This is a genomic window from Kitasatospora sp. NPDC040550, assembly GCF_055594965.1.
Genome location: NZ_JBVIWC010000007.1, coordinates 51,064 through 66,790 on the forward strand (window position 1 = coordinate 51,064; position 15,727 = coordinate 66,790).

The window sequence follows — 15,727 nt, forward strand, 5'->3', positions numbered from 1 at the left end:
CGCTGCGTCGTACCCGCTTCCCATCCTGGAGAATGACGCCATGAGCAACCCCCAGCACCTGCAGTACACCAAGGAGCACGAGTGGCTGACCGCCGCCGAGGACGGTGTCTCGACGGTCGGCATCACCAAGCACGCCGCCGACGCGCTCGGTGACATCGTCTACGTGCAGCTGCCCGCGGTCGGCGACACGGTGACCGCCGGCGAGACCTGTGGCGAGCTGGAGTCGACCAAGTCGGTCAGCGACCTGTACTCCCCGGTGACCGGCGAGGTCACCGAGGTCAACGAGGACGTCCTGGACGACAACAGCCTGGTCAACAGCGCCCCGTTCGAGGGCGGCTGGCTGTTCAAGGTGCGCGTGGAGACCACCGACACGCTGCTCAGCGCCGCGCAGTACGACGAGCTCACCCACGCCGAGGGCTGAGCCACCGCCGGGGCGGGCCGCAGCACGGCGGTCCGTCCCGCTCCCACCGTCCCTCCGCTCTCCTCCCCGGGAAGACCACACCATGACGGTTCTCAACCAGTCCCTGCACGCCCTCGACCCGGAGATCGCCGCCGCGGTCGACGCCGAGCTGCACCGCCAGCAGACCACGCTGGAGATGATCGCCTCCGAGAACTTCGCCCCGGTGGCGGTCATGGAGGCCCAGGGTTCGGTACTCACCAACAAGTACGCCGAGGGTTACCCCGGCCGCCGGTACTACGGCGGTTGCGAGCACGTCGACGTGGTCGAGCAGATCGCGATCGACCGGGTGAAGGCCCTGTTCGGCGCCGAGCACGCCAACGTCCAGCCGCACTCGGGCGCGCAGGCCAACGCCGCCGCGATGTTCGCGCTGATCCAGCCGGGCGACACCATCCTGGGCCTGAACCTGGCCCACGGCGGTCACCTGACCCACGGCATGAAGATCAACTTCTCCGGCAAGCTCTACAACGTGGTCGCGTACCACGTCGACGAGAAGACCGGCCAGGTCGACATGGCCGAGGTCGAGCGCCTGGCCAAGGAGCACCAGCCGAAGCTGATCATCGCCGGCTGGTCCGCCTACCCGCGCCAGCTGGACTTCGCCGCGTTCCGCCGGGTCGCCGACGAGGTCGGCGCCCTGCTCATGGTGGACATGGCGCACTTCGCCGGCCTGGTGGCCGCGGGCCTGCACCCGAACCCGGTGCCGTACGCCGACGTGGTCACCACCACCACCCACAAGACCCTGGGCGGCCCGCGCGGCGGCGTCATCCTGTCCAAGGCCGAGTGGGCGAAGAAGATCAACTCCGCGGTCTTCCCGGGCCAGCAGGGCGGTCCGCTGGAGCACGTGATCGCGGGCAAGGCCGTCGCCTTCAAGGTCGCCGCCTCGGAGGACTTCAAGGAGCGCCAGCAGCGCACCCTGGAGGGCGCCAAGATCCTCGCCGAGCGCCTGCTCCAGGCCGATGTCGCCGACGCCGGCGCCACCGTGCTGTCCGGCGGCACCGACGTCCACCTGGTCCTGGTCGACCTGCGCAACAGCCAGCTCGACGGCCAGCAGGCCGAGGACCGGCTGCACGAGGTCGGCATCACGGTCAACCGCAACGCCGTCCCGAACGACCCGCGCCCGCCGATGGTCACCTCGGGCCTGCGGATCGGCACCCCGGCCCTGGCCACCCGCGGCTTCGGCGCCGAGGACTTCCGCGAGGTCGCCGACGTCATCGCCGAGGCGCTCAAGCCCGCCTTCGACGAGACCGTCGCCGCCGCGCTCAAGGCCCGGGTCACCGCCCTGGCCGAGAAGTACCCGCTCTACCCGAACCTGTAGTTCGGCCACCGGTGACCGGCCTCACTCCGGCCGGCCACCTGTCACTCCGGGGCACCGCGCACACTGGACAGTGCGCGCGGTGCCCCGTTCCGTGCACCGCCCAGTCCCTCCACGAGACCAGACAAGGACGTCCCCCGTGGCCCTCAGTGTCTTCGACCTCTTCTCCATCGGCATCGGCCCGTCGAGCTCCCACACCGTCGGCCCGATGCGCGCCGCCCGGATGTTCGCCCGCCGCCTGCGCTCCGAAGGCCTGCTGGAGCAGGTGACCGGCGTGCGCGCCGAGCTGTACGGCTCGCTGGGCGCCACCGGCCACGGCCACGGCACCCCGAAGGCCGTCCTGCTGGGCCTGGAGAACAACTCGCCCCGCAGCGTCGACGTCGACCAGGCGGACAAGGACGTCGAGCGGATCGCCGCCGAGAAGCGGATCAACCTGCTCGGCGAGCACCCCATCGACTTCGACCCCGACAGCCAGGTGATCCTGCACCGGCGCCGCTCGCTGCCGTACCACGCCAACGGCATGACCCTGTGGGCGTTCGCTGCGGACGGCTCGACGCTGCTGGAGAAGACCTACTACTCGGTCGGCGGCGGCTTCGTCGTGGACGAGGACGCGCTCGGCGCGGACCGGGTCAAGCCCGACGACACCGCGCTCAAGTACCCCTTCCGCACCGGCGACGAACTGCTCCGGCTCAGCCGGGAGACCGGGCTGTCCATCTCCGGCCTGATGCTGGAGAACGAGAAGGCCTGGCGCAGCGAGGAGGAGATCCGCACCGGGCTGCTGGAGATCTGGTCCGTGATGCAGGAGTGCGTGCGGGCCGGCATGAGCCGCGAGGGCATCCTGCCGGGCGGGCTGAAGGTCCGCCGCCGGGCCGCCTCGGGCGCCCGGGCGCTGCGCGCCGAGGGGATCGGGCCGGCCAACGCCATGGAGTGGGTGACCCTCTACGCGATGGCGGTCAACGAGGAGAACGCCTCCGGTCGTCGGGTGGTCACCGCTCCGACCAACGGTGCGGCGGGCATCATCCCGGCCGTCCTGCACTACTACCTGAACTTCATCCCGGGCGCCGACGAGGACGGCATCGTCCGCTTCCTGCTCGCGGCCGGCGCCATCGGCATGCTCTTCAAGGAGAACGCCTCCATCTCCGGCGCCGAGGTCGGCTGCCAGGGCGAGGTCGGCTCCGCCTGCTCGATGGCCGCGGGCGGCCTCGCCGAGGTCCTCGGCGGCACCCCCGAGCAGGTCGAGAACGCCGCCGAGATCGGCATCGAGCACAACCTCGGCCTCACCTGCGACCCGGTCGGCGGCCTGGTCCAGATCCCCTGCATCGAGCGCAACGGCATGGCCTCCGTCAAGGCCGTCACCGCGGCCCGGATGGCGCTGCGCGGCGACGGGCGCCACCACGTCTCGCTGGACAAGGCGATCAAGACGATGAAGGAGACCGGGGCGGACATGAAGATCAAGTACAAGGAGACCTCGCGCGGCGGCCTCGCCGTGAACGTCATCGAGTGCTGATCACGACGCGCTGACGAGCGGCCCCCGGGTGGATCCGATCCACCCGGGGGCCGCTCGCGTTTCCGGCTCCCCGCCCGCTCCCCGCCCGTCCCCTGGCCGCTCCCTGGCCACTGCCCGGCCGCCCTCCGGCCGGCGGCAGGGCTACGGCGCGGCCGCCCGCCGCGCCGGGCTCGGGCTCGGGCTCGGCTCGGAGCCGGACGCCGGGGCCGGGTTCGGCCGGGCCAGGAGGGCGACCGCCGTCGCCACCGCCGCCAGGCCGAGGCCGCCGGCCACCGCGCCGTGCAGCCCGCTGGTGACGGCCGTGCCGACGGCGTCCCGGACGGCCGGGGGCAGGCCCGCCAGCGCGGCCGGGGTGAGCCCCCCTCCGCCGGTCAACCGGGCGGCGTCGGCCGGGCTCAGCCGCTCCTCCAGGGCGGCGGTCAGCCGCGCCGTGTAGACCGCACCGAGGGCGGCCATGCCGAGCGAGCCGCCGAAGCCGCGCAGCAGGGTCACCACGCCCATCGCCGCGCCCATGTCCGCGCGCGGCACCGCGCCCATCGAGGTCAGCATGGTGCTCTGCATCAGCAGCCCGATGCCGATCCCGGCGACCGCCGTGAGCCCGGAGGCCACCGCCACCGGCGTGTCCGTCCCCAGGGACAGCAGCAGCGCCGACCCGGCCAGGGTCAGCACCCCGCCCAGGACGGGGTAGCGCCGCTCGCCGCCGGGCCGGCCCATCAGCCGGGCGGTGACCAGCTGGGTGCCCATCATGCCGAGCATCAGCGGCAGCAGGAGCAGCCCGCCGGTGGTCGGTGACGCGCCCTGGACGAACTGCAGGTACTGCGGCAGGCAGCCGATCAGGGCGAGCATCACCGCGCCGACCAGGAAGCCCAGCGCCTGGGCCACCGAGAAGTTGCGGCTGCGGAACAGCGCGGGCGGGACCAGCGGCCCCGGCGCGCGCAGTTCGACCGGCACGAAGGCGGCCAGCGCGGCCACCGCGACCACGCCCGTGCCGAGGATCAGCGGCGAGGTCCAGGCGTACGTCGTCCCGCCCCAACTGCTGACCAGGGTCAGCCCGAGGATGCCGGTGGTCAGCAGGGCGACCCCGGCCCAGTCGAAGGGCGCGCGGGCCCGTTCGGCCTTGTCGAGCCGGACCGCGACGGCGACCGCGGCCATGGCGAACACCCCGATCGGCGTGTTGAGGTAGAACGCCCAGCGCCAGCTGAGCCGGTCGGTGAGGAACCCGCCGAGCAGCGGCCCGCCGACGAAGGCGATCGGCATCAGCACCCCGACCACGGACTGCACCCGGCCCCGGTCGGAGGCGGGCACCAGCACCCCGATCACCGAGAGCGCGCCCACCATCAGCCCGCCCGCGCCGACCCCCTGGAGCGCCCGGAAGGCGATCAACTCGCCCATGTCCTGGGCGAGTCCGGACAGCGCCGAACCGAGCAGGAAGACCGCCACCGACCACTGGTAGGCGCCCTTGCGCCCGTACAGGTCGCCGAGCCGGCCCCACAGCGGGGTGGCGGCGGCGGAGGTGAGCAGGTAGGCGGTGACCGCCCAGGAGAGGTGCTCCAGTCCGCCGAGGTCGCCGACGATGGTGGGCAGCGCGGTGCCGATGATCTGCCCGTCGAGGGCCGAGAGGAAGATGCCGAGCATCAGCCCGAGCACACCGAGCAGCGGCGGCCTGGGGCGGTCGTCGACCAGCGGGGTGGCCATGGCCGTTCTCCTTTCCGTCCCCGTCCGGGGCTCAGGCGGCGAACGGGCGGGACCGCCGGGCGTCCCGCAACGCCTGCGCCCACCAGACCAGTTGGTCGAGCATGGTCTCGGCCGCGGCGTCCGCGACCGGGTCGCGCGGCTTGCCGTCGGCATCGAAGGCCTGCGCGGCGCCGTGGAAGCTGACCGTGTTGCGGATCGTGACGGAGTTCAACTCGGCCATCACCACGCGCAGTTGCTCGACGGCCCGGAGTCCGCCGGAGAGTCCGCCGTACGAGACGAAGGCGATCGGCTTGCCGTGCCACTGCTGGTTGTGCCAGTCGATGGCGTTCTTCAACGGCGCCGGGAAGCTGTGGTTGTACTCCGGCGTGACGAACACGAAGGCGTCGGCGGCCGCCAGCCGGGGCGACACCGCGGCGAGCAACTCGACGTCCTCCGGCGGGAGTTCGCCGCCGAAGGACGGCATGACGGTGGGCAGCGGGGTGGCCGCCAGGTCGACCAGGTCGGCGACCGTGTCGGCACGGGAGTCGAGGTGGCCGAGCAGCCAGTCGGCGACGACCGGGCCGAAGCGGCCACCGCGGGTGCTGCCGATGACGACCGCGACCTTGAGGTTCTGCTCCGTGGACATGGGGATCCCCCTCCAAAGCGATGTGTACGCCGTATCGGCGATGGATACAACGTACACACTGCCGCGTACGTCGTCCACTTGCCGGATACGTTGTACACGCGAGTGGTACGGTGGAACCACCCAGCCGGAAGGAACCGCCCCCATGCCCGCTCAGCAGGCCCCCACCGGGAACGACCGCACCGGAGCCGCCGAGCCGCAGCCCTCCCTCTGGGAGCGGCTCGACCGCCCGGCCCCCGCACCGCGCACCGCCCTGACCCCGCACCGGATCGCCGAGGCCGCGGTCGCCATCGCCGACACCGAGGGCCTGGACGCCGTCACCATGCGCCGGCTCGCCGCCGCGCTCGGCGTGGCCCCGATGGCCGCCTACCGGTACGTCTCCGGCAAGGACGAACTCATCGAGCTGATGGCCGACTTCGTCTACGGCCGGCTCCCCCTGGACGCCCCCGCCGACGACTGGCGCGCGGCCATGCGCTCACTCGCCGTCCACCTGCGCGCGATGAACCTCGCCCACCCCTGGATGGTCCGGGCGGCCACCCCGTTCTCCCTCACCCCCAACCAGCTCGCCGTCCCCGAGCGGTCCTTCGCCGCCCTCGCCGAGCACGGCCTGGACGCCGACACCACCATGGCGATCTTCCGCACGGTGGCCGGCTACGTCCACGGCTCGGTGGCCTCGGAGGTCGCCCTGGCCGCCCTGCGCCGCGACCACAACTGGTCCGACGGCGACGAGACCCGCGCCGGCCTGGCCCCCCGGATGACCTACCTGATGGGCACCGGCCGCTACCCCGCCTACCAGCAGTACCTCCAGCGGGCCACCCGCAAGGACGACCCCGCCTGGCACTTCGAGACCGGCCTCGACTGCGTCCTCGACGGCATCGCCACCCACTTCGGCATCTGAGCCGCAGCCCCCGGGCCCTGCCCTCAGAGCCTGTCCTCAGGCCCGGCCCTCCAGGCGCGCGGCCACCGCGCCCAGCCGCCCCATCGCGTGGGCGACGCCGAGGCCGTCCATGTAGTCCCGGACGTGCACCAGCAGCCCCTCCCGGGCCCGCAGCACCAACAGGCCCGGGAGGGCGAACGGCGCACCGGTGGAGGCGACCGTCCCGATCACCACCTGCTCGACGGTGAGCACCTCGGGATCCGCCCCCGGATGGACGGCCACCTCCCGGACCTCCCGCGGCCGGGCCTCGCTCGCCCCCCACGCGGCCCGGTACCCGGCCCGGACCTCCTCCCGCCCCCGGTAGCGCTCGGGCATCCCCGGGAACAGGAACGGGAACTCGTGCACCCCGTCCTCGGCGTACAGCCCGGCCAGCGCGTCCGCGTCCAGGTCGAGCATCGCCCGCCGGTAACGGGCCAGCAGCTCCACCGGACCGGGCAGCACGGATTCCGACATGACGAGAGCCCCCTTCGACGGCGGAAGGTCCGTCAGCACGCCGTCACCGCATGCCACTTGGCCCCCGCAGCTCATTCGGTCCGCCCCACCCTACCCAGCACCGGCCGTACGCCTGGCTCCGCCTCGGCGCCGCCCGGGGACGGCGAGGAAGGCCAGGCCGCCCGCCAGGACGGCGAGGCCGCACCAGGAGAGGGCCGGGAGGCGCTCGCCCAGGGCCGCGACGCCGAGGACGGCGGCGACGGCGGGTTCGGCGAGGGTGAGGGTGGTGGCGGTCTGCGCCGGGGTGTGGCGCAGGCCGTGGCCGAAGAGCCGGTAGGCGAGGAAGGTGGTGACCACCCCGAGGTGCAGCACGATGCCCGCGCCGCGCGCCGAGAGCAGCCAGCCCACCGGGCCCAGGGCGAGCACCGGCAGCACCAGCACCGCCGCCCCGCCGAACATCGCGCCCATCACCCCGCCGGGCGGGCGCCCGGCCGCGATCAGCCGCCCGGCGATCAGCGAGTACACCGCGTACGAGAGCCCGGCGAGCGCCGCCAGCAGCACCCCCGGGAGGTCCACCGCCGCGCCGCCGCCGAGGAGTTCGGGCCCGAGCACCAGCACCGCGCAGCCGAGCACGGCCAGCGCCGTGGCCCCGGCCCACCGGGCGCCGGGGCGCCCCTGCCGGGCGAGCAGGCCGAGCAGCCCGGTGAACACCGGCGCGCTGCCGAGGGCGATCACGGTGGAGACAGCGACCCCGGTCCGGGTCACCGCCGGGTAGAAGGTGACCGGGTACCCCACCACGGCCACCGCCCCGACCAGCAGCAGCCACCGCTCCCCCGCCCCGCACACCCGGGGCAGCGACCAGGCGGCGCGGTCGGTGAGGAACAGCAGCATTCCGCCGAGCATCAGGGCCGCCGCCCCGATCCCGGCCGCCGGGGCGCCTGCGGGCGCGAACGAGGCCGCCGTCCCGGTGGTGCCCCACAGCAGGGCGGAGGCCAGGATCGGCACCGGCCCGTCGATCGGGCGGGTACGGCGCGGGGCGGGGGTCAGACGAGCGCGCGCGGGCGCGGATGAACGATTCGGCACAGTCGTGAACTTCCGTCGTCGAGGACCGTCGAGGGGACTGGTTCCGAGAACGGGCGCACGCCGCAGAGCCCCTGGACGGGGCTGCGGGGATCAAGCCACCGGAGCGGGCGCCCGATCAGGCGCGGAGCGGTGGCAGTGCGACGTGCCAGTAAGGGTTCACGCCCCCGATGCTACCGGGGCCGGAGACGGCGCCGCGCGGGAAGTCGGCCGGGCCGACTTCCCGCGCACCGCGAAGGAGCGGTCAGAGGAGCTGGAAGGTCCACTCCTGCTTCCAGCCGCCCTCACAGGTCCACACCCCGAGCTGCTTGAAGTCGGAGTCGTGGGTGAGGCAGTCGTCGTCGCCGATCTGGATCCGGTACTTCCCGTCGCCGAGGCTCTTGAACTGCCACTTCTGGTTGGAGGTGTCGCCCCACGCCTGCTGCTCGGCGACGTAGGTCGCCGGGTTCTCGGTGAGGTTGAACCCGAGGTCGTTGACGATCCGGTATCGGTCCCCGCCCAGCGGCTTGATCGTCCAGCGGGACCCCTTGTACCCCAGGATCCCGCCGACGATCGGCGAACCCCAGCTCGCGGTCTCGTTGGGCGCCGACGCGCCCAGCCCGTTGGCGAGCTTGAGGAACAGCGGCCGCTCGGTCGGAACCTTGGCACCACCGCCGTCACCGCCGCCACCACCGGTGCCGGGGTCGGGCTTCGGCTTGGTCGGCGTGGTCGGGTCGGTCGGCGTGATCACGCCGCCGGAGTAGCCCTCCAGCACCCACTCCTGCTGCCAGCCCGACTTGCACGTCCACACGCCGAGCTGCTTGAAGTCGGCGTCGTGGGCGAGGCAGTCGTCCGCGGAGATCCGGATCTGGTACTTGCCGTTGCCGACCGGGACGAGCTGCCACTTCTGCTGGGAGGAGTTGCTCCACGGCTGGAGCTCGGCCATGTAGCTGCCGCTCTCGGTGAGGTCCAGCCCGTACGAGCTGGTGATCCGGTAGCGGCCGCCGCCCACCGGGGTGAGCTTCCACTTGGACTCGTTGCCGCCCCGGATGCCGGGGACGACCGACGCGCCGGCCGAACCGCTGACCGGGACGGCGCCCAGCCCGTTGTCGAGCTTGAGGGTCACGTCGGCGCCGTTGGCGGGCGTGGTCGGGGTGGTGGTCGGCGGGGTGCCGCCCCAGGCCCAGTTCTGGTTGGGCGCGTCCCGCTTGTCCTCGGAGCCGCAGCCCCAGGCCACCACGGGGCTGCCGTTGCCGGTCTGGCCGCTGTAGTCGTCGATGCAGACGTCCTTGGACCGGTCCTCCTGGTCCACCAGGTGCCGGAACCCGCCACTGGCCGACATGTTCCAGCGCTGCCCGGGGTTGTCCAGGCAGTCCCAGACCTGGAGCTTGTTGCCGTTCGCGGTGTTGTTGCCGGGCAGGTCGAGGCACTTGCCGTTGGCCGCCTGGAGCCGGTACCCGTTGTAGGTCCACTTCTGCGCGTCGCCGCCGTTGCACTCCCACAACTGCACGGGGGTGCCGTTCGCGGTGCCGTTGCCGCTGACGTCCAGACAGGCGTGGTAGCCGGGGCGGCTGGAGTCGGGGGTCAGGCTGCCGGTCCTGGTGCCGTAGCCGGACCGCCCGGGGAAGTGGATGCTCCGCACGTCGCCGTCGCACTTGTAGGGCCGCGCGGTGCCCGACCGGCAGGTCCACGACTCCTTCTTGACGCTGTCGCCGTCGTTGCCGACGAACGCCCAGTTCATGAAGCCGCCGTCGGTCCGGTTCCGGAAGGTCGAGTCCCCCTGGAAGACCCAGATCCGGAACACGTCGTAGCCGGAGGGGTCCTTCTTGTCCTTGTCCAGGAAATGATTGAGCTTGTACGTGGTGTCGAGCAGCACCCCGCGCATGTCGGCCTTGTACTCACCCTTGAACCATTCGGTGTCGTACAGGTCGGTGCCCACCGTCTTGTACACCATGACGTTGAACCCCGGGAACTTCTGGCTCAACTTGGTCGCGGTGCTCTGGGTGAACTCCGCATTGTCCAGCTTGTTGTTGTTGGCGGCGGCACGCATGCCCCGGATCATGTCGAAGGCCGAATTGATCAGCGCGGTCATGCAGTTGCCGCCGCCCACGGCGGCCGGGGTTCCGCAGGTGGTGTCCACGGGGGGCGCCGCCGACGCCGTCGGGGCCTGTACGGACAGGCCGCCGAAGACGGCGACCGCGGCGATCCCGCAGGCGAGGGCGCGTTTCAGGCGGGACAGGGATTCCACGTCAAATCCATCCTTCTTCTCGGTAAAGCTGGATGGTAGGGCCGGAAATCCCGCCGGAGCGCCGCCGTTGACGACATCCATACGTTCCGGACGAAAAGGCCCGGCATTTCTTTACGCGCCGCCCGGAAATGCCGGGCGGTTATCACGAATCGATATCTCCGGGAGCGGGCCCCACGGCCTCCTCGCGACCGCCCCGTCCGCGCCCCGCACCCCCGTGCCGCCCCCGCCCCCACCCGCTCGAACGCGTCCGCACCCGCCCGCCGGGAGATGACCACGGCCGGTGATCAGGAGCGGCACTCACGAGCGGGATCATGAATATTCACAGGCCGGAGCGTGAACCTATGCAAAATCCAAAGGTGAAGTAGGTTACAAACCTTGCAATCCAAGACGCCCGGTTTGCCCACATGCTGAGACTCGTGCGATAGTCGAGGCATCGAGAACTTCGGCGGGCCCGACCTGGCACTGCCGACGCCCATCGCGCGACACGCACCCCCTTGGCCGCGCGATGACTTGCAGGGGCCCCCACCGCCGACCACGGCGAACCTGGGGGCCCTGCGCGTATCCGCGGCCGGAACGGGCCGGCGGCCTCAGCCCCGCTCGCGGACCTTCAACTCGAACCACACGCCCTTGCCCCGCGGCAGCAGGTCGGCCCCCCAGCGGTCGGCGAGGTCGTCGACGATCTTCAATCCGCGCCCGCGCTCGTTCACCGGCCTGGGCTCGGCGAGGATCATGCACGGCAGCGAGCGGGAGGAGTCCCGGACCTCGATCCGCAGCCACCCGGGCTTGCGGCTGACGTGCAGTCCGATGGTGCGCCCGGCGGCGTGCCGGACGGCGTTGGCGACCAGCTCGCTGGTCAGCAGCTCGCCCGCCTCCAGGTGCTGGTGGAGCTCCCAGGACTCCAGGACGTTCAGGACCAGCCGACGGGCCACCGGGCCCGACTCCGGCCGGGACGGCAGCCGCACCTCGTTGGGCGCGGACTGGTCGCACAGTCTGCCGGTGTACATCTCCTGCAGCTCCTCGGAGCTGAGCCGCTCCAGCGCCGAGAGCGCACCCTGGACGTCGATCCACGACGCCTCCGCGACCCTGCCGGCCACGGGAACCGATGACTGATCTGTTTCGCCCCAACCCGCCATGCCGTCCATCATTGCGGAACGCAAGCGGCCGCGTACGGACAATGAGCAAACGATCTCACCCGAGTCGGCATATGCCTCCAGCAACCCGACCCCGGAAAAGCATCGACCCGGGCCGACCGAAGTCAAGCCCGGGTTGACGCCCTACCGCAGCGACCTGCTGGTTACCACGTGCTCCACGGCAGGTTCCAGCCGCTCAGCCCGTTCGCCGGGTCGAGCGTCTCCTTCTTGATGGAGTTCTTCACGGTGACGACGTCCCCCACCAGCGTGTCCGCGTAGAACGTGCCCATCGAGGTGGACTCCCCGCCGCCCTTGACGTCGCGCAGGCCCACGCAGCCGTGGCTGACGTTGTCCTCGCCGAAGGCGGAGCCGCTCCAGTAGTTGCCGTGCACGTACGTCCCGCTGGTGGTCAGCCGGATCGAGTGCGGCACCTGGAGGTCGTACGGCGCACCGGTCATGCCGGGCAGGGTGCTGGACTGCATCCGCACCGTGCCCTCCTTCGCCATGACCACCATCGTGCCGTTCCAGGTGGGGTGTTGGTCCGACCCGGAGGTGATGTCGATGGAGCTCGACCGGCCGTCCCGGACCACCGTCATCGTGTGCGCGGCGGCGTCAACCGTCGAGACCTGGGATCGCCCGATCGTGAAGGGCTCGTCCCGGTCGGTGCCGTACACCCCGGGGGCGATCTCCACGCTCTTGAGGCGGTAGTGCACCGTCACCTTGGTGCCCGACTTCCAGTACTCCTCCGGGCGGAAGTCCACCCGGCGGTCGTCGAACCAGTGGCCCTTGACCTTGGTGCCGTCGCTGGCCTCGAAGGTGATGCCGTTCAGGACGGCGTCCTTGTTCTTGACGTCCTTGCTGAAGTCCACCGAGACGATCATGCCGACGCCGTACGTCGCGTTGTCGTCCACGTTGTCGGTGGCCTTGGCGAGCGCCGCCGGGGTCAGCGTGGTGAAGCTGCTGTCCGCCTCGGCGACCGCGCCGTTGGCGTCCGCCGCCATCGCGCTGACCTGGTAGGCGGTGCCCACCGAGAGCCCGGCGGACGGGGTCCAGCTGGCGCCGTCCGCGGCGATCGTGCCGGGAACCTCCTTGCCGGCCTTGTCGCTCACCTTGACGGTGGTCAGCTTGCCGCCCGTCGCACCGATCTTGAGCGCGCCCGGCGCCACGTCCACCGCGCCGTTCTTCGGCTCGATGCTCACCGCGGCCGTGGACACCTTCGGCGCCGAACTGCCGGGCGCCGCTGCGGACGCCGAGGCCCCGGCCGCCAGATCGGCCTTGGCGGCGCCGCTCCCGCTGCCGCCCCCGTTGCCGCCGCCACAGGCCGCGGTCAACGTCATCGCCCCGCCGACCAAACCGACGGCCACCACTCTGCGTATCGACCTCATCGCCGATTCCCTCCCTTGCTCCCCGCGGTCACGACGGACCCGCCCCGTAGATGTGTCGAGCCACCGGAAAGGTTGCGCCATTCGAGGGGCTTTCCGCCCCGAAAACCGAGCGGCCCGACCCCAACGGGTGAGGTCCGGGCCGCTCGACGACAAACCTGCCGGGCCTACCAGTTGGCCCAGGTGATGTTCCAGCCGCCCAGCCCGTTGGAGGGCGAGACGGTCTTCTCCTTGCTGTTCACGACCTTCACCACGTCGCCGACCATCGAGTCGTTGTAGAACTTGCCCGCGACCGAGGAGTCGCTGCCGCCCTGCACGTCCTGCATCGAGATGCAGCCGTGGCTGCCGTTGAGGTTGCCGAACGGCATGCCCTTGTACCAGTAGTTGCCGTGCACGAAGGTGCCGGAGGTGGTCAGCCGGATCGCGTGCGGCACGTCCGGGATGTCGTACTCGCCGCCCAGGCCGACGGTGCGCGAGTCCATGTGGGTGACCCCCTCCTTGGCCATCACCACCATGGTCCCGCTCCAGGACGGCGTCGCGTCCGCCCCCATGGTGACCGGCAGGGTGGTGCTCTTGCCGTCCCGCTCGACCGTCATCTTGTGGGTCTTGGCGTCCGCGGTGGAGATCATCGACCGGCCGATGGTGAACGGCTCGTCCTTGTCCACGTCGCCGTAGACGCCCGGCGCGATCTCGACGCTCTTCAACCGGTACTTGATGGTCACCTTGGTGCCCGGCTTCCAGTAGTCCTCCGGGCGGAAGTCCACCCGGCGACTGTCGAACCAGTGGCCCTTGACCTTGGTGCCGTCGCTGGCCTCGAAGGTGATGCCGTTCAGGACGGCGTCCTTGTTCTTGACGTCCTTGCTGAAGTTCACCGAGACGATCATGCCGACGCCGTAGGTGCCGCCGTCGGCGATGTTGTCGTTGGCGGAGGCCTTCTTCTCCGGCGTCAGCGTGGTGAACGAGGTCGTCGACGCGGCCACCAGCCCGGCGTCGTCCTTCGCCTGCGCGTTCACCTTGTACGCCATGCCGACCGCGAGCGCCGCCGCGGGCTTCCAGCCGGCGCCGTCCGGGGCGATCGCGCCCTCGACCGGCTTGCCGTTCTTGTCGGTCACCTCGACCGCGGTCAGCTTGCCGTTGGAGACGGAGACCTGGAGCCCGTTCGGCGCGACGTCCTGGGCACCGTCCTTCGCCGACACCGAGAGCACGGCCGCCGAGGTCTTCGGCGTGGCCGCGTTGCCGCCGCCGGGGGCGGCCGTCCCGCCGGCGTCCGCCGGGGCCGTCGCCGCCGCGTCACCCGAGGTGCCGCCCTTGTCGTCGTTGCACGCCGCGGTGAGCAGCAGCACGCTGCCCATGACCAGTGCCATCGCGCCCCTGCGCCGGTAGCGCCCACCGGTGCGTATCGCAGCGCCGGCCGTGTTCCCCGTCTTCACGGAATCTCCCCTCCAGGTATTCACTCACTTGACGCGATGGGTGACCGGAAGAGTTGCACCGGATCCCGATCTTTCGCGTCGGGCCCGACGCGCCGGAGCAGGATAACCGGGGGGTCGGAGGGAATCCCGGGGAGGTGGCTACCGCAGCGCGCTGCCCGCCACCCACTGGTCCCACGGCACGTTCCAGCCGTTCAGCCCGTTCGAGGGCGGCACGAAGTCCCCGGCCGAGGCCCGCACCTCGATCACGTCCCCAGGAACGGTGTGCTCGAACAGCCACCCCGCCGGGGTGTCCTTGCCGGCGCCCCCCTTGGCGTCCGCCAGTCCGATGCAGCCGTGGCTGGTGTTCGCGGTGCCGAACACCCCCGGGTCCGCCCAGTAGTTGCCGTGCACGAAGGTGCCGGAGGTGGTCAGCCGCATCGCGTGCGGGACGTCCTTGATGTCGTACTCGTCGCCCATCCCGACGGTCTGCGAGTTCATCCGGGTCAGCTTGTACTTCTCCGACACCACCATCACCCCCCGGTAGGTGGAGTGCTCGGGGCTGCCCCCGGAGACCTTGAGCACCCGCAGCACCTTGCCGCCCGGCCCGGAGCGGACCGTCAGGGTGTGCGCGTCCAGGTCCACCGTGGACACCTGCGCCCGGCCCACCGTGAAGTGCAGGTCCCGGTTCTGGCTGCCGAGCTCCCCCGGCGCCCCCGGCACGTCCTTGAGCCGCAGCGCCACCGTCACCCTGGTGCCGGCCACCCAGTACTGCCGCGGACGGACGTCCAGGCGCTGGTTGCCGAACCAGTGCGCCGCCACTGGCACCGGCGGGTCCGCGGTGACCTGTACGGCCCGCTCCACCGCCGCCCGGTCGGCGATCGGCCGGCTGAACCGCAGTGAGACCGGCATCCCCACCCCGACCGTGGACCCGTCCTCCGGCGTGAAGAACGCCACGAAGGTGTGCGCCCGGGCCACCGTGGAGAACTCCGAGTGCTGGGCCGCCCGCTGCCCCTGGTCGTCCTCCGCGACCGAGTCCAGGGTGAAGGCCGTCCCCAGCGGCAGCGCCCCCGCCGGCGCCCAGCTGGTGCCGTCCGCGCCGATCGCCCCCGGCAGCTCGACCCCCTTGGCGTCGGCCAGCCGCACCGACACCAGCCGCCCCTGCGTCACGCTCACCCGCACCGGCCCCTCCGACGGCACGTCCTGCGCCCCGTCCGCGGGCACCGCCGCCAGCACCGCCCGCGACGGCGGCGGAGGCGGCGTGTGCGCCCCGCCCTCCACCGCGTCCCCCGCCGGCGCCCCGGCCGACCCGCCGCACCCGCTGACCACGGCCAGACAGCACACCGCCGCCGCCACCCGGCGCGCCCACACCCCAACTCGGCGCCGCATCCCGGGGCCTCCCACTGCTCGGGTCCGACACCTGGAACACCGGACTCCGGGAACAACGACCCCCGACCACCCCGGGACACGCGCCCACAACCCACACCACCCCACCCCACCCCACCCCACCCACAACCCGCACCACCCCACCCCACCCCCC

Annotated in this window: 13 protein-coding genes; 4 read left to right on the plus strand and 9 right to left on the minus strand. The window is 71.9% G+C overall.

From position 1 onward, the window contains the following. The first annotated feature begins 40 nt into the window (after positions 1–40). The 3 genes from gcvH (at position 41) to ACZ58X_RS12700 (ending at position 3,276) form a co-directional block, all read left to right on the plus strand. The gene (gene gcvH, locus ACZ58X_RS12690; protein ID WP_470333677.1) at positions 41–421 is read left to right on the plus strand and encodes a glycine cleavage system protein GcvH; all 381 of its coding nucleotides are present in this window, start codon (positions 41–43) and stop codon (positions 419–421) included. An 82-nt stretch (positions 422–503) separates the two neighbouring features. Beyond that, complete coding sequence (gene glyA / locus ACZ58X_RS12695) at positions 504–1,772, plus strand: serine hydroxymethyltransferase (RefSeq protein ID WP_470333678.1); 1,269 nt, start codon at positions 504–506, stop codon at positions 1,770–1,772. A gap of 136 nt (positions 1,773–1,908) precedes the next feature. Next, the gene (locus ACZ58X_RS12700; protein WP_470333679.1) at positions 1,909–3,276 is read left to right on the plus strand and encodes an L-serine ammonia-lyase; all 1,368 of its coding nucleotides are present in this window, start codon (positions 1,909–1,911) and stop codon (positions 3,274–3,276) included. A 141-nt stretch (positions 3,277–3,417) separates the two neighbouring features. Here ACZ58X_RS12700 and ACZ58X_RS12705 read toward each other — a convergent pair whose 3' ends face one another. Next, the gene (locus ACZ58X_RS12705) at positions 3,418–4,971 is read right to left on the minus strand and encodes an MDR family MFS transporter (protein WP_470333680.1); all 1,554 of its coding nucleotides are present in this window, start codon (positions 4,969–4,971) and stop codon (positions 3,418–3,420) included. Positions 4,972–5,002: 31 nt separating this feature from the next. After that, positions 5,003–5,596, minus strand: a complete 594-nt coding sequence (locus tag ACZ58X_RS12710; RefSeq protein ID WP_470333681.1) for an NADPH-dependent FMN reductase — start codon at positions 5,594–5,596, stop codon at positions 5,003–5,005. 142 nt (positions 5,597–5,738) lie between these two features. Here ACZ58X_RS12710 and ACZ58X_RS12715 point away from each other — a divergent pair, with 142 nt between their 5' ends. Next, the gene (locus ACZ58X_RS12715) at positions 5,739–6,491 is read left to right on the plus strand and encodes a TetR/AcrR family transcriptional regulator (protein WP_470333682.1); all 753 of its coding nucleotides are present in this window, start codon (positions 5,739–5,741) and stop codon (positions 6,489–6,491) included. Between the two features lie 36 nt (positions 6,492–6,527). On the opposite strand, the gene ACZ58X_RS12720 is transcribed toward ACZ58X_RS12715, so the two are convergent. The 7 genes from ACZ58X_RS12720 to ACZ58X_RS12750 form a co-directional block, all read right to left on the minus strand. Beyond that, positions 6,528–6,983 carry a nuclear transport factor 2 family protein gene (locus ACZ58X_RS12720; protein ID WP_470333683.1) on the minus strand — a complete coding sequence of 152 codons (456 nt, stop codon included), beginning with the start codon at positions 6,981–6,983 and terminating at the stop codon, positions 6,528–6,530. A 90-nt stretch (positions 6,984–7,073) separates the two neighbouring features. Continuing rightward, the gene (locus ACZ58X_RS12725; protein WP_470333684.1) at positions 7,074–7,967 is read right to left on the minus strand and encodes a DMT family transporter; all 894 of its coding nucleotides are present in this window, start codon (positions 7,965–7,967) and stop codon (positions 7,074–7,076) included. A gap of 319 nt (positions 7,968–8,286) precedes the next feature. After that, positions 8,287–10,269: a ricin-type beta-trefoil lectin domain protein gene (locus tag ACZ58X_RS12730; protein WP_470333685.1), complete on the minus strand. Its 1,983-nt coding sequence runs from the start codon at positions 10,267–10,269 to the stop codon at positions 8,287–8,289. Between the two features lie 587 nt (positions 10,270–10,856). Next, positions 10,857–11,363: an ATP-binding protein gene (locus tag ACZ58X_RS12735; RefSeq protein WP_470333686.1), complete on the minus strand. Its 507-nt coding sequence runs from the start codon at positions 11,361–11,363 to the stop codon at positions 10,857–10,859. A 200-nt stretch (positions 11,364–11,563) separates the two neighbouring features. Further along, a complete protein-coding gene (locus ACZ58X_RS12740) occupies positions 11,564–12,784 on the minus strand; it encodes a L,D-transpeptidase (protein ID WP_470333687.1) in 1,221 nt (406 codons plus the stop codon). 164 nt (positions 12,785–12,948) lie between these two features. Beyond that, complete coding sequence (locus ACZ58X_RS12745) at positions 12,949–14,211, minus strand: L,D-transpeptidase (protein WP_470333688.1); 1,263 nt, start codon at positions 14,209–14,211, stop codon at positions 12,949–12,951. Positions 14,212–14,349: 138 nt separating this feature from the next. Beyond that, positions 14,350–15,576, minus strand: a complete 1,227-nt coding sequence (locus ACZ58X_RS12750; protein WP_470333689.1) for a L,D-transpeptidase — start codon at positions 15,574–15,576, stop codon at positions 14,350–14,352. Between the last annotated feature and the right edge of the window lie 151 nt (positions 15,577–15,727).